General features: G+C 63.8%; 16 protein-coding genes. 9 read left to right on the top strand and 7 right to left on the bottom strand.

What is annotated here, in order from left to right; all coding sequences use genetic code 11:
- Nucleotide 1: 1 nt before the first annotated feature.
- Nucleotides 2-733: a DNA repair protein RecO gene (gene recO / locus ACS5Q1_RS07600; protein WP_473097591.1), complete on the bottom strand. Its 732-nt coding sequence runs from the start codon at nucleotides 731-733 to the stop codon at nucleotides 2-4.
- 199 nt (nucleotides 734-932) lie between these two features.
- Between recO and ACS5Q1_RS07595 the strand changes: the two genes are divergently transcribed.
- On the top strand, nucleotides 933-2,720 hold the full coding sequence (locus ACS5Q1_RS07595) for an OmpA family protein (protein WP_473097590.1): 1,788 nt from the start codon (nucleotides 933-935) through the stop codon (nucleotides 2,718-2,720).
- A gap of 8 nt (nucleotides 2,721-2,728) precedes the next feature.
- On the opposite strand, the gene ACS5Q1_RS07590 is transcribed toward ACS5Q1_RS07595, so the two are convergent.
- Entirely contained in the window at nucleotides 2,729-4,501 is a 1,773-nt protein-coding gene (locus ACS5Q1_RS07590) for an adenylate/guanylate cyclase domain-containing protein (protein ID WP_473097589.1), read from the bottom strand.
- Nucleotides 4,502-4,705: 204 nt separating this feature from the next.
- Between ACS5Q1_RS07590 and ACS5Q1_RS07585 the strand changes: the two genes are divergently transcribed.
- Nucleotides 4,706-6,454 (top strand): methyl-accepting chemotaxis protein, encoded by a 1,749-nt coding sequence (locus tag ACS5Q1_RS07585; protein ID WP_473097588.1) that lies wholly within the window; start codon nucleotides 4,706-4,708, stop codon nucleotides 6,452-6,454.
- Here ACS5Q1_RS07585 and era read toward each other — a convergent pair.
- From era to ACS5Q1_RS07560, 5 genes are all read right to left on the bottom strand, one after another.
- Nucleotides 6,451-7,365, bottom strand: a complete 915-nt coding sequence (era, locus tag ACS5Q1_RS07580; protein WP_203439611.1) for a GTPase Era — start codon at nucleotides 7,363-7,365, stop codon at nucleotides 6,451-6,453. The two genes, ACS5Q1_RS07585 and era, sit on opposite strands and share 4 nt — an antisense overlap.
- Complete coding sequence (gene rnc, locus ACS5Q1_RS07575) at nucleotides 7,352-8,062, bottom strand: ribonuclease III (protein ID WP_473097587.1); 711 nt, start codon at nucleotides 8,060-8,062, stop codon at nucleotides 7,352-7,354. The genes era and rnc overlap by 14 nt, the downstream gene beginning before the upstream one ends.
- Before the next feature lie 3 nt (nucleotides 8,063-8,065).
- Complete coding sequence (gene lepB / locus ACS5Q1_RS07570) at nucleotides 8,066-8,818, bottom strand: signal peptidase I (RefSeq protein WP_473097586.1); 753 nt, start codon at nucleotides 8,816-8,818, stop codon at nucleotides 8,066-8,068.
- 221 nt (nucleotides 8,819-9,039) lie between these two features.
- Nucleotides 9,040-9,438: a holo-ACP synthase gene (gene acpS, locus ACS5Q1_RS07565; RefSeq protein WP_473097585.1), complete on the bottom strand. Its 399-nt coding sequence runs from the start codon at nucleotides 9,436-9,438 to the stop codon at nucleotides 9,040-9,042.
- Nucleotides 9,435-10,193: a pyridoxine 5'-phosphate synthase gene (locus ACS5Q1_RS07560; RefSeq protein ID WP_473097584.1), complete on the bottom strand. Its 759-nt coding sequence runs from the start codon at nucleotides 10,191-10,193 to the stop codon at nucleotides 9,435-9,437. Before ACS5Q1_RS07560 ends, acpS begins: the two co-directional genes overlap by 4 nt.
- A 351-nt stretch (nucleotides 10,194-10,544) precedes the next feature.
- On the opposite strand from ACS5Q1_RS07560, the gene rpsF reads away from it, so the two are divergent.
- The 7 genes from rpsF to radA all read left to right on the top strand — a co-directional run bounded on the left by rpsF (nucleotide 10,545) and on the right by radA (nucleotide 17,218).
- Nucleotides 10,545-10,949: a 30S ribosomal protein S6 gene (gene rpsF / locus ACS5Q1_RS07555; RefSeq protein WP_213561980.1), complete on the top strand. Its 405-nt coding sequence runs from the start codon at nucleotides 10,545-10,547 to the stop codon at nucleotides 10,947-10,949.
- Between the two features lie 2 nt (nucleotides 10,950-10,951).
- Nucleotides 10,952-11,212, top strand: a complete 261-nt coding sequence (rpsR, locus tag ACS5Q1_RS07550) for a 30S ribosomal protein S18 (RefSeq protein ID WP_036353512.1) — start codon at nucleotides 10,952-10,954, stop codon at nucleotides 11,210-11,212.
- Nucleotides 11,213-11,340: 128 nt separating this feature from the next.
- Nucleotides 11,341-12,306, top strand: coding sequence for a DUF2232 domain-containing protein (locus tag ACS5Q1_RS07545; protein ID WP_473097582.1), 966 nt, complete (start codon nucleotides 11,341-11,343; stop codon nucleotides 12,304-12,306).
- A 23-nt stretch (nucleotides 12,307-12,329) separates the two neighbouring features.
- Nucleotides 12,330-12,896 carry a 50S ribosomal protein L9 gene (gene rplI, locus ACS5Q1_RS07540; protein WP_203439618.1) on the top strand — a complete coding sequence of 189 codons (567 nt, stop codon included), beginning with the start codon at nucleotides 12,330-12,332 and terminating at the stop codon, nucleotides 12,894-12,896.
- Between the two features lie 256 nt (nucleotides 12,897-13,152).
- Entirely contained in the window at nucleotides 13,153-14,646 is a 1,494-nt protein-coding gene (locus ACS5Q1_RS07535) for a replicative DNA helicase (RefSeq protein WP_473097581.1), read from the top strand.
- Complete coding sequence (gene alr, locus ACS5Q1_RS07530; RefSeq protein WP_473097580.1) at nucleotides 14,643-15,809, top strand: alanine racemase; 1,167 nt, start codon at nucleotides 14,643-14,645, stop codon at nucleotides 15,807-15,809. The genes ACS5Q1_RS07535 and alr overlap by 4 nt, the downstream gene beginning before the upstream one ends.
- Nucleotides 15,809-17,218 carry a DNA repair protein RadA gene (radA, locus tag ACS5Q1_RS07525; RefSeq protein ID WP_473097579.1) on the top strand — a complete coding sequence of 470 codons (1,410 nt, stop codon included), beginning with the start codon at nucleotides 15,809-15,811 and terminating at the stop codon, nucleotides 17,216-17,218. Before alr ends, radA begins: the two co-directional genes overlap by 1 nt.
- Nucleotides 17,219-17,378 lie beyond the last annotated feature (160 nt).

Here is a 17,378-nt window from a genome sequence, read left to right as displayed (position 1 = left end):
CTCATTCGTCCCCAGCTGTGGCCAGTGCGACGAAACGCGCCCGTTCCTCCGGCGCCCTCTGCCCGTGCGGGTCGAAGACGTTCTGATGCAGGAAGAAGTCCGTGAGCGCAAATCCGGCCCGGATTTCCCCTTCGCCTGGCCGGTTGGACCGGCTCTGACCAATCAGGAAGCCCGGAAGCTTGAGCAGACGGTCCTTATAGGGCTCTCCCGCCGTGGCGGAGACCGCCCGTCCGCTCTTCGGGGAGACATAGGTGAGATCCCGCTCGCTGCCCGTGGCGGCGCAGCTTGTGAGGTCCAGGCCGAAGCCGAGTTCGGTCAGCATGGCGAGTTCGAACCGCACAAAGAGCGCTGGCGCGAGATCGGGATCGTCCAGGTGATCGACCAGCACGATCAAGGTCTCGTAGAGAGCAAAGTGCGGATCGCGTTCCGGGAAATAGCGCAGCAGGTGCGCCAGGGTTGCGAGGCCATAGAGAGCCATGGAGGAGCCCATGAGGCGTGCGGCCCGCAGATTCAGACCCTCGACCTGATAGGTCCCGAGATGCTCGTCGAGCCTCGCCCGCCAAGTCACATGGACGGTATTTCCCGGCTGGAGGACGGGCTGCAAGGTCTTCGAGCGGCCGCCATGGACGAGCCCAAGATGGCGCCCGTGCCCGCGGGTCATCAGCTCGAGGATGATGCTCGTTTCCCCATGTTTGCGGACGCCGAGAACGACGCCTTCATCAGTCCATTGCATCCGTCTCGGTTGCCTTCGGCGAGAGTGCTTCCTGAACCTCTGATGTAAGCATTCAGGCGGCATTCATCCATATTTTTCAACGATATCCGCGAACTTCTAAAATTCTGTTTCAAAAGCAGAATCCCGCCCTTTTGCGGAACAAACCCCGCCCACTGTCATTGTCGATGACTTTAATCTGCCAAGTGATGAATTGAGGATCATGAAGCTCTCCGGTCTGTTTCTTGCGAGTACCGCCCTTCCCCTGATGCTGCTGCCGGTCCAAGTCTCGGCCTTCCAGCCAACACCCGCAACACCTCTCGTCCTGGCCCAGGCCGGTCCTGGAACCGATGAGGAATTGCCGCCCGGTGTCCGCCCAAGACGACCTGGACAGAACGGCGAGCGTGGGGAACGCGGCGCGCGCCCAGGTCAGGAGCGCCGACAGGGCGGACAGGATCAGGGCGGCCCTGGCGCGTCCGAAGAGCGCGGCCAGCGTCCGCCGCGCGGGGCCGGCCCCGGCGGCCAGGGGGCCGATGAAGGCGCACCACGCCCCCGCCGCGAGCCCGGCCCACCGTCGGAGCGCCCGACATCGCCCTCTGATGCCGCCCCTGCCCGTCCGGCCCAGCAGGCTCCCGCCGAGCGAACCCAGCCTCCGGCCGAGACCCCGGCACGGCCGCAGCGCCCTGCCGCCCAGGAGCGCGATCAACGGCCAGCCGAGCGCCCGCAACCGCAGGCTCCCACCGGCCAAAGCCGTCCGGCCACACCCCCACCGGCCGCCCAGCCAGCTACTCCCCCGACTCCCGCGCAGCAGCGACCGGCCGAACGTGAGCGGCCCGGACGCTCCGACAATGCCGAGAGCCCCGACCGCCTGCGCGGCCAGCGGCCGACGCAGGAGCAGCCCGGTAGGCCGACCCTACCGGCGACGCCTCCTGCTGCTGCGCAGCCTGCCCCTTCAGCGCCTGCTCCCGCAGCCCCACCTGCGACCCGCGCCCAGCCGACGCCTCCTGCTCCTTCGGCCCCTGCCCAGCAATTCCCCGCGCAGAGACCATCTCAGCAGGCAGCTCCCGGCCGGGCCGAGCCGCTCGATCCGTCGCGGGTCCGCATCGACGATCTGCGCAGCCAGCGCCGTGAGCGGCGCGAAGGCAACCGGGTCATCATCGAGGAGCCCGGCAACCGCACCATCATCCGCGAGGGCAATCAGGTCATCATCCGCAGCGACGAGAACGAGCGTTTCCGCCGCACCTATCGCGATGCGGACATCCGCACCGAGCGGCGTGGTGCCGATGAAGAGGTCACCATCGTGCGCCGTCCCGACGGTTCCGAGATCGTCACCGTTCGTGACTCGGATGGCAATCTCGTGCGCCGCGTGAGGCGGGAGCCCGCCGGCCGCGAAGTCGTGCTCATCGAGAACCAACGCCGCGGCATCGACCGGCGTCCCGGATACGGCTACGTGGAGGAGGAGGTGATCCGCCTGCCGCCTCCGGTGGTCCGTATCCCGCGTGAAAGATACATCGTCGAGACGGAACGCGCGTCCGAGGCCGATATCGTCGAAGCCTTCACGGCTCCGCCGGTGGAGCGCATCGAACGGGCCTACACCCTCGACGAGGTGCGCCGGAGCCAGCCCCTGCGCGAGCGCATGCGGCGCGTGGACCTCGACACGATCACCTTCGAGTTCGGTTCATGGGAGCTTCCGGACGACCAGATCGGCTCCATGGCCGGCATCGCCCGCGGCCTGCAGGAGGCCATCTCTCGCAATCCGAACGAGATCTTCCTCGTGGAGGGTCATACGGATGCGGTCGGTTCGGACGAGGACAACCTGACCCTCTCCGACCGTCGCGCGGAGACCATCGCGACGATCCTGACACAGCGCTACCAGATCCCTGCCGAAAACCTGACCACGCAAGGCTACGGTGAGCAGTATCTGAAGGTGAGTACGCAGTCGCCGGAGCGCGAGAACCGCCGCGCGACGCTGCGCCGGATCACTCCGCTGCTGCAGGGACAGAACCAGTAATAGCGCGATCATTCCGGAAGGCCTGCCTGACGCAGGCCTTCCGCGTAGCGGTTCAGCGCTTCTCTGCTGAAGGCAAGAGCCGCGAGAATGTCCGAGATCGTGATGTCGGGATAGTTTCGCGTGAGCTCGCCCACAGATTCCCGCGCCTTGTCGAGATTTCCAGCCCATGCATAGCTGGAGGCTAGACCACGATGTATCCAGGCGGCACTTGGCTTGGAAACCAGCGCCTTTTCCTGCCATAGAACGGCTTCGTCGTAGCGCCTTGCGATGAAATGGGCACTGCCGATCCCCATCTCGCAATTGAACGCCATCGGATCGAACGGACTCAGGCGAAGCGAGCGCTCGAAATGCTCGATGGCAATGTCCGGTTCGTCCCGATAATTATGAAGCCATCCGCTGCGGTTCCAGGCCCAGGCCGAGTTCGGATCGAGCGCCGATGCCCGTTCCAGCATCGGTGCAGCGCGTTGGAATTCCCGCGTGATCGTAAGAGCCGCGCCGAGCACCGTCAGGATGAAGGGATCGTCATGAGCCAAGGCTGCTGCAGCCTGGGCCTCGCGCAGCGTTTCGCGCTTGTCCTCATCGACGTTCGTGGACCAGTTGTAGACGACTCGCTGCCCGCGACACCATGCGGCCAGCGACAAAGCCAGCGGATAGCCAGGATCGAGAACAAGGGCCTTCTCGAGCAGTCTTGTCGCCTCCCGATTGTCCCCTTGGTCCAGTGACCAGACATAGGGCAGCGCGCGCATGACGAGATCGTAGGCGTCGAGATTGTCGGGGCGCTTGCGTCTCGCACGCTCGATCTCAGCTGTACGGATCGACGGCTCGATCGATCCTACCACGCTGGCAGTGATCTGATCCTGCAGATCGAAGACATCCGCGACGACGCCGTCGTAATGCTCGGCCCACATATGCATCCCGGTTGCTGCATCGATCAGCTGCGCGGTGATGCGGATCCTCTCGCCGGAGCGCCTGACGCTACCTTCGAGCACGTATCGTACGCCGAGCTCGCGGCCGATTTGCTGCACATTCACTGCCCGTCCCTTGTACGTGAAGGTCGTGTTTCGGGCGATGACGAGAAAGGACCGGAACCGGGACAGGGCCGAGATGATGTCTTCGACGATGCCGTCGGCGAAGTATTCCTGCTCCGGGTCCTTGCTGATATTGACGAAGGGCAGAACGGCGATGGACGGCCTGTCCATCGCGGGAGCGACGGGTTTTGTTTCGCCAGGGGAAATCGCAGCGTCTGCACCTAAGGGAATACAGTAGACCCGGATCGGCCGGCCGATGTTCTTGAACTGATGCTCGCCCTGGTCCTCGAATTGGTAGGGAAGCTTATCCCGCACCTCCTCGTAGACCTTGCCGGACAGACAGACTCCTCCCGGCGGAGCCATCTGCTCCAGGCGGGATGCGATGTTCACGCCGTCGCCGAAGATATCACCGTCTTCCTCGATCATGATATCACCGAGATTGATCCCGATGCGCAGTCGAAAAGGCCTGGCAGCCTCCCTCGAGGCGGCGGCGACCGCTTCCTGCAGCTCGACCGCACAGCGGACCGCAGCCAGAGGGCTCGCAAACTCGACGAGGAACCCATCCCCGACCGTCTTCACCAGCCGGCCGCGATGGGTCTGGATTCCCGGCTCGACCGCTTGGCGCCGCAGATCCCTGAGACGTGCGAGCGTGCCTTCCTCGTCCTTTGACATCAGGTCCGAATAGCCCACCACGTCAGCGGCAAGAATCGCTGCTAGGCGCCTTTGCGTCGTCTGATCTGCAAGGCTGCTCATGGACGCTCCGAAATGTTAGCGTCGAAACGGACAGATTACTTTAGGGAATATTTGGCGCAGGGACAAACACTTGCATGAACGGATCTTCGCCAAAGCTCTCGCGCCTATGAATGCGACCTTTGGATGAGATGAACCAAGTATTTCGCCTTCATTAACCTTTTCAGGTGACGTTGAGTCAACAACATAAAGGACGAGAGCCCGGCGATGTTCGGTATTCTGCGGCGCGCTCCACAAATCGACGAGGCGAATGAAGACATTCGCCTCGTTCCGGAGGAAACGATCCCGTCAGTCCCGCGCGAAAACCGCCTCAATACCGAGGTCGTGGACGCGTTGGAGGCCGATGTCCTGAAGGCGATCCAAGGCGTCACTCAGGCAATTGCGGTGGCCGCCGCGGATGTAGCGGCTGTCGAGAAGGACCTAGTGGATATCCGCAACCATGCCGGAGAACTGGCCTCGGCCGGCCGGACCGCCTCGCAGGAGACCCTCTCGCTCGCGTCCTCCACGGAGGAACTGACTGCCACATCGGCCGAGATCGGCCGGGCGATGGATCATGCGAACGAGCGGATCGACAACGCGGTCCAGGCAGCCCAGAAGGCCAGCGCCCTCATCACGCAACTTTCGGCCGCCACGGCGGAAATCGTCGGCATCGTCGAAACGATCTCGACGGTGGCGCGACAGACCAACCTTCTGGCCCTCAATGCCACGATCGAAGCAGCGCGAGCCGGCGAAGCCGGAAAGGGCTTTGCGGTCGTGGCGTCCGAGGTGAAGGCTCTTTCCACGCAGACCGCCCGGGCGGCCGACGACATCCGCCTGCGCATCGACCATCTGCGCGAGACCGCGCAGGCGTCCACGAGCGCTGTGACGGAGGTCGTCGACGTGGTTCAAAGCGTTCGGCCCGTCTTCGACACGGTCCGCAATGCCGTCAGCGAGCAGAATTCCGCCATCGGCGAAGTATCCCGCTTGGCGAGCGTGACCTCCGGCAGCGTCGACAAGGTGAGTCAGTCCGCGGGCGAAGTAGACACCATCTCCCTCAACGCCAACCACAGAGCCCATCAGGCCGATCAGGCGACGAAGACGGCGGATGGATTGGCGAAGGCTTTGGGGCAACGGTTCGTTACCGTCATGCGCCAGAGCGAACTCGGCGACCGGCGACAATCCGACCGCCTGCCTGTCGATCGCCCAGCCACTATTTGGATCGGTGGACGGAACGCCGCCACGCGGCTGGTCGACATTAGCCACTGCGGCATTCTGCTCGCGTCGGTCGCCGAAATTCGGATCGAGGCCGGTGCGACAGCTGAGATCGAGATTCAGAATGTCGGCCGCGTCGAACTGCGCGTCGTGGCAACGAGCACGATGGGTATCCATTGCGCCTTCGACAGGCTCGACGCCGAAACGCGAGGCCGTATCGACGGCTTCATCGCTCAGGTCGAAGCGGCCTATAAGCCACGCATCCTGCTCGCCCAGGAAACAGCCCGTCAGGTGGAGACAATGATCGAGCGGGCGTTATCCGAGGGCACGGTCTCGCGCGAGGCGGTCTTCGACACGGATTACAAGCAGCTTCCCGGCACCGACCCCGTTCAATACAGCACGGTCTATCTTTCGACCTTCGAGAGGCTTCTGCCCTCGCTCCTGGAGCCGGTTCTGGCCTCCGACCCGGCGATGGCCTTCTGCCTCGCCATCGACCGCAATGGCTATATCCCGGTTCACAACCGGATCTATTCGCAGCCGCAGCGCGCCGGCGATCCGGTGTGGAATGCGGCCAATGCCCGGAACAAGCGGATCTTCGACGATCGCGCCGGCATCACGGCCGCCCGCTCCACACGCCCCTTCATCGTGCAGGCCTATGCGCGCGACATGGGCGGCGGCAAGATCGTGATGATGCAGGAGGTGGATGCCCCGATCCGTATCCTCGGGCGTCACTGGGGCGGGTTGCGCACGGCCTATAGGGCTTAACCCCGCGGGAACTCCAGGCCCATCTCGCGATAGCGCTCGGGATCGTCGCTCCAGTTCTCGCGCACCTTCACGAAGATGAAGAGGTGCACGGGGCTTTCTGCGATCTCGGCGATCTCCTTGCGGGCCGCCTGGCCGATGGCCTTGATGGTCTGGCCGCCCTTGCCGAGCACGATCTTGCGCTGACTGTCGCGCTCCACGAACACGGTCTGCTCGATGCGCACCGAACCGTCGGGACGCTGCTGCCACTGGTCCGTCTCGACGGTGGACTGGTAGGGCAATTCCTCGTGCAGGCGCTCGTAGATCTTCTCGCGGGTGATCTCGGCGGCCAGCATGCGCAGCGGCGCATCGGAAATCTGATCCTCCGGATAGAGCCAGGGCCCTTCCGGCATCATCTCGGCCAGCTGACGCTTCAGAGTCTGGATGCCGTCGCCCTTCAGGGCCGAGATCATGAAAGTATGGGCGAACGGCACTTTCTCGTTGAGCTTCGCGGCGAGGTCCAGGAGCTTCGAGCGTTCGATCAGATCGATCTTGTTGAGGATCAGCACCTTCGGGCGCTTCAGCTCGGGCAGCTTCTCGAGGATCGCCTCGGCCTCCTCGTCGATGCCTTTACGCACATCGAGCAGAAGGGCGATGACATCCGCGTCGCCTGCTCCACCCCAAGCCGAGGTGACCATGGCACGGTCGAGGCGGCGCTTCGGCTTGAAGATACCAGGCGTGTCCACGAACACGATCTGGGCCTCGCCCTCGATGGCGATGCCACGCACGAGGGCGCGCGTCGTCTGCACCTTGCGCGAGACGATGGACACCTTCGAGCCGACGAGCGAGTTCAGGAGGGTCGATTTGCCCGCGTTCGGCGCGCCGATGAGAGCGACGAAACCGGCCTTGGTGTTGGTCTGCTCAGGCTGCTCCATGCTCTTCCTCCGTCCAGACGCCCTCTCTCAAGAGAAGGCTTCGCGCCGCAGCCTGTTCCGCAATGCGCTTCGAAGTGCCGAGACCGAATTCGCTCTCGGCACCCTTTACCTTCACCATGACCCGGAACTTCGGCGCGTGATCGGGGCCTGTCTGCTCCGCTACGGAATAGGTCGGCGGCGGAAGGCCGCGGCCTTGAGCCCATTCCTGAAGGGCACTCTTGGGATCGCGCAGGGGGCGGCGAGGCGCCTCCAGCAAAGTCTGGAACGAGTGCTCGACGAGATCGCGGGCAGCCTCGTAGCCGCCATCGAGGAAGACGGCGCCGATGATCGCCTCGCAGACATCGGCCAGGATGGTCTGGTTGCGCCGCTCGCCCGAATGCGCCTCGCCGGCGCCGAGCTTGAGATAGGGCCCGACATCCCAGGCGATGGCGATCTCGGCGCAGCTTTCCCGCCGCACGAGTTCCGCCAGACGCCGGGAGAGTTCGCCCTCGGGTGCGTTGGGAAAGGTCTTGATGAGCAGCTCGGCGATGGCGAGACCGAGCACGCGATCCCCTAAAAACTCCAGCCGCTGATAGCTCTGACCCGCCGCCTGAGGCGCGCTGACATGGGTCAGTGCCTCGTCCAGGAGTTCGGGCTTTTCAAAGCGGTAGTCGAGCTTCTTCAGAAGCTCATTGAGGTTCGGCTTGCGTCGGGCCACGGGTTACTGGATCCGTTCGAAGAGACGATTCCAGCGGATCTTCTGCGGCCATTCCCACGGACGCCACAAGGAGGCGCTCTCGTCGATGGAGAAGAAGATGATCTCGGCGCGGCCGACCAGATTCTCGAACGGCACCTGCCCGACGCTCGCCTCGTCACGGGAGTCGGTGGAATTGTCGCGGTTGTCGCCCATCATGAAGAAATGGCCGGGTTGGACCGTGTAGATATTCGTGTTGTCCCAGTAGCCGCGGTCGCCGTCACGCTCGATGACGAAGTGGGACACGCCCCCGGGCAGCGTCTCCTTGTACTGCGGCACGGAGATCGTGCGGCCGTAGAGATCGGTGGTCTTGTAGTCCTCCACGCGCTCCCGCTGCACCGGTTGGCCGTTGATGTGCAGCACGCCGCCGATCACCTGGATCTTGTCTCCGGGCAGGCCGATGACGCGCTTGATGTAGTCGGTCGAGTTGTCTTTGGGCAGCTTGAACACGGCGATCTCGCCCCGCTTCGGCTCGGAGCCGAGGATACGGCCGGAAAAGATGCCCGGGCTGAAGGGGATCGAGTGCTTCGAATAGCCGTAGGAGTACTTGGAGACAAACAGGTAGTCGCCAATCAGCAGGGTCGGGATCAGGGACCCCGACGGGATGTTGAAGGGCTGGAAGAGCACGGTGCGGACGACGACCGCGATGAGCAGAGCCTGGATGATGACCTTGATGGTCTCCCAGAGGCCGCCTTCCTCGTTCTTTGCACTGCTACTCACGTATTTGCTGCTTTTATCGCTCACGTCTGTCGACCTATGCTCTGGGACCGCAACGGCGGGAGCCGCCTTCGTCCCTGTGGCAAGTCGAGAGGGGTTTGCACTTAAGCCCCAAGGGCAAGCCACTCTCGATGGATTCGTTCTGCAGTCTCTTCCGGCATCCGGAAGCCGTCCTGCGGCGGCCATGCTCTAACCTAAGGCGCGTCCTGCCGCAACGCAGCCCCTCAGGCTGGAAGCGCCTCGATGATCACAAAGGCTTGGGCCAGGGGCGGATCATCGGTCAGCGAGACATGGACCACCGCCTTGTGTCCCGCGGGTGTCATGGCCTTGAGGCGTTCCAGCGCTCCTCCCGTCAGCCGCATGGTCGGCCGGCCGCTCGGAAGGTTGACCACCTCCATGTCGCGCCAGAAGACGCCCTGACTCAAGCCGGTTCCCAGGGCCTTGGCGCAGGCCTCCTTGGCGGCAAAGCGGCGGGCATAAGATGGAGCGCGGGCGGCCCGTCGGTCACTCCTTGCCCGCTCCCCCTCGGTATAGATGCGATGGGTGAAGCGGTCTCCAAAGCGCTCGATCGACTTCTCGATGCGCCGAATGTCGCAGAGATCGGATCCGATGCCCAGAATCACGCCGGCACCTGGGCCCGGCCTTCGTCCATGGCGGCCCGCATGGCCCGCACGGCCTCGTCGAGCCCGTGGAAGATGGCCTCGCCGATCAGGGAATGGCCGATATTGAGTTCGACGATCTGCGGGATCGCCGCGACGGGACGGACCGAGTCGAGGGCAAGCCCATGCCCCGCATGGATCTCGAGGCCGATCCTGGCGCCATGCTCGGCGGCGCGCTTCAGACGCTCCAGCTCATGGGCGATCCTGGCCTGATCGCCATCGACCACCGCCTCGCAATAGGTGCCCGTATGGAGTTCGACCACGGGAGCGCGCAGGTCGCAGGCTGCGTCCATGACCGCGATCTCCGGCTCGACGAAGAGGGACACCCGGATGCCCTCGCCTTTCAATTGCTGAATCACCGGACGCAGATGGGCATGGGCACCGATGATGTCGAGCCCCCCTTCCGTCGTGCGCTCCTCGCGCTTCTCGGGCACGAGGCAGGCCGCGTGGGGATGAATGCGCGTGGCAAGCTCCACCATCTCGGGGGTCGCCGCCATCTCGAAATTGAGCGGCACGAAAAGCTCCTGCTTGAGCCGCCACATATCCGCATCGCGGATATGGCGCCGGTCTTCCCGCAGATGCGCGGTGATTCCGTCCGCCCCGGCCAGAACGGCCATGTTCGCGGCCCGAACCGGGTCGGGGTGGATGCCGCCCCGTGCGTTCCGCACGGTCGCGACGTGGTCGATATTGACGCCGAGGCGAAGAGGAGGAGCTATCATAAGGGTGTTTTAGCCTAGCGCAGTCCGTTGACCAGAGTTCCGCAGTCGTTCAGACGCACTATCAACGGCAATTCGCTAGAAGCGGCCTAGCTTTAATGGCAAAGACCACCTTGCCTTCCTGGCCCAAATCGACTATAGCGCCCGCTTCGCGTTCGCTCCGGCCGGGGGCTGAACGGACGGTGCGGCTTGCCGCATAGGGATTTCGATCCCGTCGTCCCGTGTCTCCGCCTTCGACAACCGCTCGGGCCTTGCAGGCTCGAAGGGCTTGGCGCCGATCGGACGCGCGAAACGGCCAAGACACTCGTCAAAACAGTGCCACGGCTTGAACCTCAAACCTGAGAAAGGCCCATTATGCCTCTCTATGAGCATATCTTCATGGCTCGCCAGGACGTCACCCCGCAGCAGGTCGAGGCTATGGTCGACCAGTACAAGGGCGTCATCGAGCAGAACGGCGGCAGCGTCGACAAGACCGAGATGTGGGGCGTGAAGTCCCTCGCCTACCGCATCAAGAAGAACCGCAAGGCGCATTTCACGATGTTCAACCTCAACGCCCCGGCTCCGGCCGTGGCCGAGATGGAGCGCCAGATGCGCATCAACGAAGACATCCTTCGCTTCATGACCATCAAGGTCGAAGAGCTCGAGACCGAGCCGTCCGTGATGATGCAGAAGCGCGACCGCGACGAGCGCAAGGACCGCGAGCGCCGTGAGCGCGACGGCGGCGGCTTCGAAGGCGGCAACGAAGGCGAGGAGGCTTAATCATGGCATTTGGTGCTACTGGTGGCGCAGCCGGCGGCGGTCGCCGTCCGTTCTTCCGTCGTCGCAAGACCTGCCCCTTCTCGGGTCCGAACGCTCCGAAGATCGACTACAAGGACACGAAGCTCCTGTCCCGCTACATCTCGGAGCGCGGCAAGATCGTTCCGTCCCGCATCACGGCCGTGTCGGCCAAGAAGCAGCGTGAGCTCGCCCAGGCGATCAAGCGCGCCCGCTTCCTGGGCCTGCTGCCCTACGTGATCCGCTAAGCAAGACTTCGGCGGGCCGCTTCAAGCGGCCCGTCTTTACTCTATCCTTCGCCCAGCGGTGAGAACCCGCCGGGTCAGTTGGGGCAAAAGCCCCTAACCCTGCCGATGAGCAGCGGGACAGCGAGACGATGAATTTTATTGCAACAGGCATAGGCGCGGGCCTCGTATCGGCCCTTCTGACCGCGGTTGTCGTCAAGGCGACCCCGCTCGCGGCCGTGTTGTATCTCCTTGCACCCATTCCCGTTCTGATCGTGTCCCTCGGCTGGGACCACCGCTCCGGGCTGGTTGCTGCCGTCGTGGGCGGCATCGCGATCGCGCTGATCCTGTCCCCGCTCAGCGGATTCGGCTTTGCCCTCATCACGGCCCTGCCGGCTTGGTGGCTATCCTATCTCGCCCTTCTCGGGCGTCCCGGACCTGACGGCACCATGGAATGGTATCCGGTCGGGCGGCTCCTGGCGTGGATCGCGGCGACAGCCGCACTCACCATCATCGCCGCCGGCGTGATTTCCACGGGCGGCGATTTCAGTGCGTTCGACCAGAATTCCCGTGCCGTCTCGGAGGCCTTCGTAAACTCGCAGTTCAGCACGTCCGGGCCCGATGCGCTCGATGCTGATATCCGCGAGGAACTGGTCAGCATCATCGCCCGCTTCACGCCTTTCCTGTCGGCCCAGGGCTTCGCGACCGTGCTGGCGATCTACCTCTGGGCAGCAGCCCGCATCGTCCACGCCTCCAAGCGGCTGCCGCGCCCCTGGCCGTCGGTGCCGGAACTCGTGATGCCGCGCGCCGCAGGCCTGATCCTGGTCGGCGCTCTCGTTGTCGCGGTGACCTTCGATGGCTTCATCGGCGCATTGGGAATGGCTCTATCGGGCTCCTTCCTCATGGCCTTCGCCCTGCAGGGCCTCGCCGCCATTCATGACCGTACCCGGGGCAAGCCAGGGCGTTCGTTCCTGCTGTCGGCCGTGTACGTCCTCATCTTCGTTACCCAGGGCATCCTGATGGTTGCCCTGGCCCTGTTCGGCATCGCCGACAGCATCTTCGACCTGCGCCGCCGCTTCGGCTCGCGGCCGAACCAACCACCAACCCTTTCCACCTGATCACGAACCTAAAGGAGACAACCATGGAAGTGATCCTTCTCGAGCGCGTCGCAAAGCTCGGCCAGATGGGTGAGACCGTGAAGGTCCGCTCCGGCTATGCACGCAATTTCCTCCTGCCACGCGGCAAGGCTCTGCGCGCCACGGACGCCAACAAGAAGCATTTCGAGACCCAGCGCGCCCAGCTTGAGGCCCGCAACCTCGAGCGCCGCAAGGAAGCGGAAGCCGTCGGCGAGAAGCTGAACGGCCAGAGCTTCATCATTCTGCGTCAGTCGGGCGAGACCGGCGTGCTCTACGGCTCGGTCTCGACCCGCGACCTCGCCGAGATCATGACCCAGAACGGCTTCACGGTTGACCGCAACCAGATCGCCATCAACCAGCCGATCAAGACCATCGGCCTGCACAATGTGCCGGTCGCCCTCCATCCGGAGGTCGAGGTTCAGGTGACCATCAACGTCGCCCGCAGCCCCGAGGAAGCCGAGCGTCAGGCTCGCGGCGAGTCGGTCACGACCCGTGAAGAGACCAACCTCGACGATCTCGGCCTCGAGGTCGGCGCAGCTCTGGCCGAGGCCGGCGGCGAAGAAGAGGTCTAAGCTAGAGCGATTGCTCCAGTTCCTGATTTGTTCTAAAATCGCGCTCTCCGTCGATTCGACGGGGAGCGTTTTTCTTTTGGGTTTCAGGCTTGTGAGAGAGTCAAGCTGCGGCGCCCGCGAAAAGATGAACGGTGTGAGAATCGAGGACAGCGAGGACAGATTGGGAAGAGTCCCGGCTTCGTGTCCGTACAGCAACCTTTAGGACACGAATTGCGGTCTAAGAGACTCTAACCCTTCCCTGTTTCCGGAGCGCCAGATGGCCACCGCCAACGCCCTGATCGCCCGCCTCGAAACCGCCGAGCCGCAGTTTCGGACGCCTCCCAGCAACATCGAGGCCGAACAGGCTCTGCTGGGCGCGATCCTGGTCAACAACGATGCCTATTACCGCGTCTCCGACTTCCTCGAGGCCGGCCATTTCATCGAAGACCTGCACCGGCGCATCTACGAGGTGGCGACGAGCCTGATCAAGGCCGGCAAGATCGCGACTCCGATCACCATGAAGACCTTTCTGGGCGATCAGGATCTCGGCGGCATCACGGTGTCCCAGTACCTCGCCCGTCTCGCGGCCGAGGCGACCACCGTCATCAACGCCGAGGATTACGGCCGCACGATCTACGACCTCGCGATCCGCCGCAACCTCATCAATATCGGCGAGGACATCGTCAACAACGCCTTCGATGCCCCCGTTGAAAATTCACCGCGCGAGCAAATCGAGGAGGCCGAACGGCGTCTCTACGCGATTGCAGAAACGGGCCGGGCCGATGGCGGCTTCCAGCGCTTTTCCGATGCGCTCACCGCTGCCATCGACATGGCCGCCGCCGCCTACAAGCGCGAAGGAGCATTGTCCGGCGTCTCGACGGGACTCATCGACCTGGACAAATCCCTCGGCGGCCTTCAGCCGTCTGACCTGATCATCCTTGCCGGGCGTCCGGCCATGGGTAAGACATCGCTGGTCACGAATATTGCATTCAACATTGCCAAGGCCTACCGGGCGGAGAAGCAGCAGGACGGCAACTTGAAGACCGTCAATGGCGGCATCGTCGGCTTCTTCTCCCTCGAAATGTCGGCGGAACAGCTGGCGACGCGTATCATCGCCGAGCAATCGGGCGTGCCGTCCTACAAGATTCGCCGCGGCGACATGCGCGAGGACGATTTCTACAAGATCACGGAAGCCGCGCGCGAGATGCAGTCGATCCCGTTCTACATCGACCAGACCGGCGGCATCTCCATTGCGCAGCTCACCGCCCGCGCACGGCGTCTGAAGCGTCAGCGCGGTCTCGATATCCTTATCGTCGACTACCTTCAGCTCCTCTCCGGCTCGGCCAAGAAGGGCGAGAATCGCGTGCAGGAGCTCACCGAGATCACCACCGGCCTCAAGGCCCTTGCCAAGGAACTCGCGGTTCCGCTCATCGCCCTGTCCCAGCTCTCCCGTCAGGTGGAAGCGCGTGACGACAAGAGGCCGCAGCTCGCCGACCTTCGTGAATCGGGTTCGATCGAGCAGGACGCCGACGTGGTCATGTTCGTTTACCGCGAAGAGTACTATCTGAAGAACAAGGAGCCGAAACCCGGCACCGAGGAATACTTCAAGTGGCAGGCGGAAATGGATCAGGTTCACGGCAAGGCCGAGGTCATCATCGGTAAGCAGCGTCACGGACCGACCGGCACCGTGCAGCTGGCCTTCCAGGCCGACATCACCCGCTTCACCGACCTTGCGGATGAAGACAAACTTCCCGAACGGATTGGCGATTGACCAAGCTTGACTCTCTCATCACCACCACCGGCAGCATCCCCGAGAACGCCGCCGGCGGTGTCCTCCATATCGATCTCGATGCCCTCGCCTCGAACTGGCGCATCCTGCGCGATAACGCGGGTGGCGCGGAGACTGGTGCCGTCGTCAAGGCGAATGCCTATGGCATCGGCATCGAGAAGGCTGTGCCGGCGCTTAGCCAAGCCGGCTGCCGCACCTTCTTCGTGGCGCACTTAAGCGAGGCGATCCGCGCCCGCGCCGTTGCGCCGGATGCGACGATCTATGTGCTGAACGGCCTGTTTACGGGCACCTGCCCCACCTACGCGGAATTCGATCTGCGTCCGGTCCTCGGCTCCTTCGAGGAGATCGAGGAATGGGCCGGGTTCTGTCGTGGACAGGGTCAAAAGCGGAAGGCTGCGATCCATGTCGACACCGGCATGAATCGGCTTGGCCTCACGGTGCCGCAAGGACTGACGCTCAAGGATCGTGCGGAACTGAAGGATTTCGAGACCGCGCTCCTCATGAGTCATTTCGTCAGCGCCGAGGAGAGCGACAATCCGCTCAACGGTCAGCAGATCGAAGCCTTTCAGGCTATCTGTTCAACGCTTCCCGATGTTCCGGCGTCGTTGCCCAACTCTTCGGGCATTTTCCTGCGCGACAAGCCTCAATACGCTTTGGTGCGTCCAGGCTATGCGCTCTACGGCGGCAACCCGACTCCGGACCAGGCCAACCCCATGAAGCCGGTCGTCGGCCTTGAGGCACGTATCGTGCAGCTGCGTTGGGTCGAGGCGGATCACACGGTCGGCTACAACGGCCGCTGGCTCGCCTTGAGCAAGCGCCGCATCGCCACGCTTTCCGTCGGCTATGCGGATGGCTATCCGCGCTCTTCGAGCGCCCGCGGCAAGAGCAGCGATGAACTGCTCGCCGGCATGGCGCTGGTGGCTGGCCGCCCCTGCCCCTTCGCCGGCAATGTCTCCATGGATCTGATCGCCATCGACGTCACGGATGTGCCGGAGAACCAGATTCGTCGCGGCGACACCGTCACCTTGATCGGCGGAGACCTGACCGTTGACGAGGTTGGCCGCCGTGCCGGCACCATCGGCTATGAGATTCTGACCAGTCTCGGCTCCCGCTATGCCCGCACCTATCGCGGGGGACAGGGCTGATGGCCAAGCGTTATCCGTCCTTCGTCTGCCAGGAATGCGGCGCGGTCTACAACCGCTGGAAAGGCAAGTGCGAGGCCTGCGGCGGCTGGAACACCATCGCCGAGGAGGCTGGTGCCGCAAGCCCCATGGCCGGTCCCGTCGCCACACGTCCGTCTCGCGCCAAGGGCCGGATCTTCCCGCTCGAGGGCCTGTCGGGCGAGACCAAGGAAGCACCGCGCACGCCCTCCGGCATCGCCGAGCTCGACCGCGTCACGGGCGGCGGCTTCGTACATGGCTCGATCATCCTGCTCGGAGGCGATCCGGGCATCGGCAAGTCGACCCTTCTCATGCAGGCCTCCGCCGCTCTCGCCAATCGCGGCGAGCGGGTCGCCTATATCTCGGGCGAAGAGGCAGTGGCACAGGTGCGCCTGCGGGCCGAGCGTCTCGGCCTCGGTCAGGCGCCCGTCGAACTCGCGTCCGAGACCAATGTCGAGGACATCATCGCCACCTTGAGCCAGGGCCGTCCACCCGCGCTCGCCATCATCGACTCGATCCAAACCATGTGGACCGAGACGGTGGAATCGGCGCCCGGCACCGTGACCCAGGTGCGCGGCTCCGCCCAGGCGCTGATCCGCTTTGCGAAGACCACCGGCACTGCCGTCATCCTCGTCGGCCATGTAACCAAGGACGGGCAGATCGCCGGTCCGCGCGTCGTCGAGCACATGGTCGATGCGGTGGTGTCCTTCGAGGGTGATACGGGCCACCACTTCCGAATTCTGCGTGCGGTAAAGAACCGCTTCGGCCCCACCGACGAAATCGGCGTCTTCGAGATGTCTGATCAGGGCCTGCGGGAGGTGCCCAACCCCTCCGAGTTGTTCCTTGCGGGACGCGATATGGCGATGGCCGGCACGGCGGTCTTCGCCGGAATGGAAGGCACGCGCCCGCTCCTCGTGGAAATCCAAGCCCTCGTCGCGCCGACATCCCTCGGCACCCCGCGCCGGGCGGTCGTCGGCTGGGACCAGAGTCGGCTCTCCATGGTACTCGCCGTGCTGGAAGCTCATGGTGGGCTGAAGCTCGGCATGCACGATGTCTATCTCAACGTCGCCGGCGGTCTGCGCATCACCGAGCCTGCTGCGGACCTCGCGGCAGCAGCGGCCTTGGTCTCGTCACTCTCCGGCAACCCGCTCCCACCCGATACGGTCTATTTCGGCGAGATGGGCCTCTCAGGCGCCATCCGGCCGGTGGCTCAGGAACAGGCACGTCTGAAGGAGGCGGCGAAGCTCGGATTCTCCAGCGCGGTATCGCCTCAGCCGAGGTTGGACAAGGCGAAGACCTCGAAGAGCGAACGCCTACCGCTCGCCACTTCCTCTATCGGCCACATCACTGATCTCGTGGCGGGCATCGCGGCTAGAAGACGTAAAGCATCATAGGAGGTTTGGAGGATGCAGCCTAATGGCTGAATTGACAGGCCTTCGTTTCAAAGAAACATTATATCGATAAATTCTGACGCAGGGACCCGACGCTTTCTGCGACCAGGTTACGCGTTAGAGTCTGACTCAAAATGCGGCTATCCGCTGCCACCGAGGTGTC

This window comes from Microvirga sp. GN3 (genome assembly GCF_055792825.1).
The sequence above is the reverse complement of the archived record's forward strand: the minus strand, read 5'-3'. Positions and strand labels throughout refer to the sequence as shown.

Excerpts from the sequence above, each read along its gene's own strand:
- rpsF (WP_213561980.1), top strand. The coding sequence starts at position 10,545 with ATGCCTCTCTATGAGCATATCTTCATGGCTCGCCAGGACGTCACCCCG.
- radA (WP_473097579.1), top strand. The coding sequence starts at position 15,809 with ATGGCCAAGCGTTATCCGTCCTTCGTCTGCCAGGAATGCGGCGCGGTC.
- recO (WP_473097591.1), bottom strand. The coding sequence starts at position 733 with ATGCAATGGACTGATGAAGGCGTCGTTCTCGGCGTCCGCAAACATGGG.
- rpsR (WP_036353512.1), top strand. The coding sequence starts at position 10,952 with ATGGCATTTGGTGCTACTGGTGGCGCAGCCGGCGGCGGTCGCCGTCCG.
- ACS5Q1_RS07595 (WP_473097590.1), top strand. The coding sequence starts at position 933 with ATGAAGCTCTCCGGTCTGTTTCTTGCGAGTACCGCCCTTCCCCTGATG.
- ACS5Q1_RS07545 (WP_473097582.1), top strand. The coding sequence starts at position 11,341 with ATGAATTTTATTGCAACAGGCATAGGCGCGGGCCTCGTATCGGCCCTT.
- ACS5Q1_RS07590 (WP_473097589.1), bottom strand. The coding sequence starts at position 4,501 with ATGAGCAGCCTTGCAGATCAGACGACGCAAAGGCGCCTAGCAGCGATT.
- rplI (WP_203439618.1), top strand. The coding sequence starts at position 12,330 with ATGGAAGTGATCCTTCTCGAGCGCGTCGCAAAGCTCGGCCAGATGGGT.
- ACS5Q1_RS07560 (WP_473097584.1), bottom strand. The coding sequence starts at position 10,193 with ATGATAGCTCCTCCTCTTCGCCTCGGCGTCAATATCGACCACGTCGCG.
- era (WP_203439611.1), bottom strand. The coding sequence starts at position 7,365 with ATGGAGCAGCCTGAGCAGACCAACACCAAGGCCGGTTTCGTCGCTCTC.
- ACS5Q1_RS07585 (WP_473097588.1), top strand. The coding sequence starts at position 4,706 with ATGTTCGGTATTCTGCGGCGCGCTCCACAAATCGACGAGGCGAATGAA.
- ACS5Q1_RS07535 (WP_473097581.1), top strand. The coding sequence starts at position 13,153 with ATGGCCACCGCCAACGCCCTGATCGCCCGCCTCGAAACCGCCGAGCCG.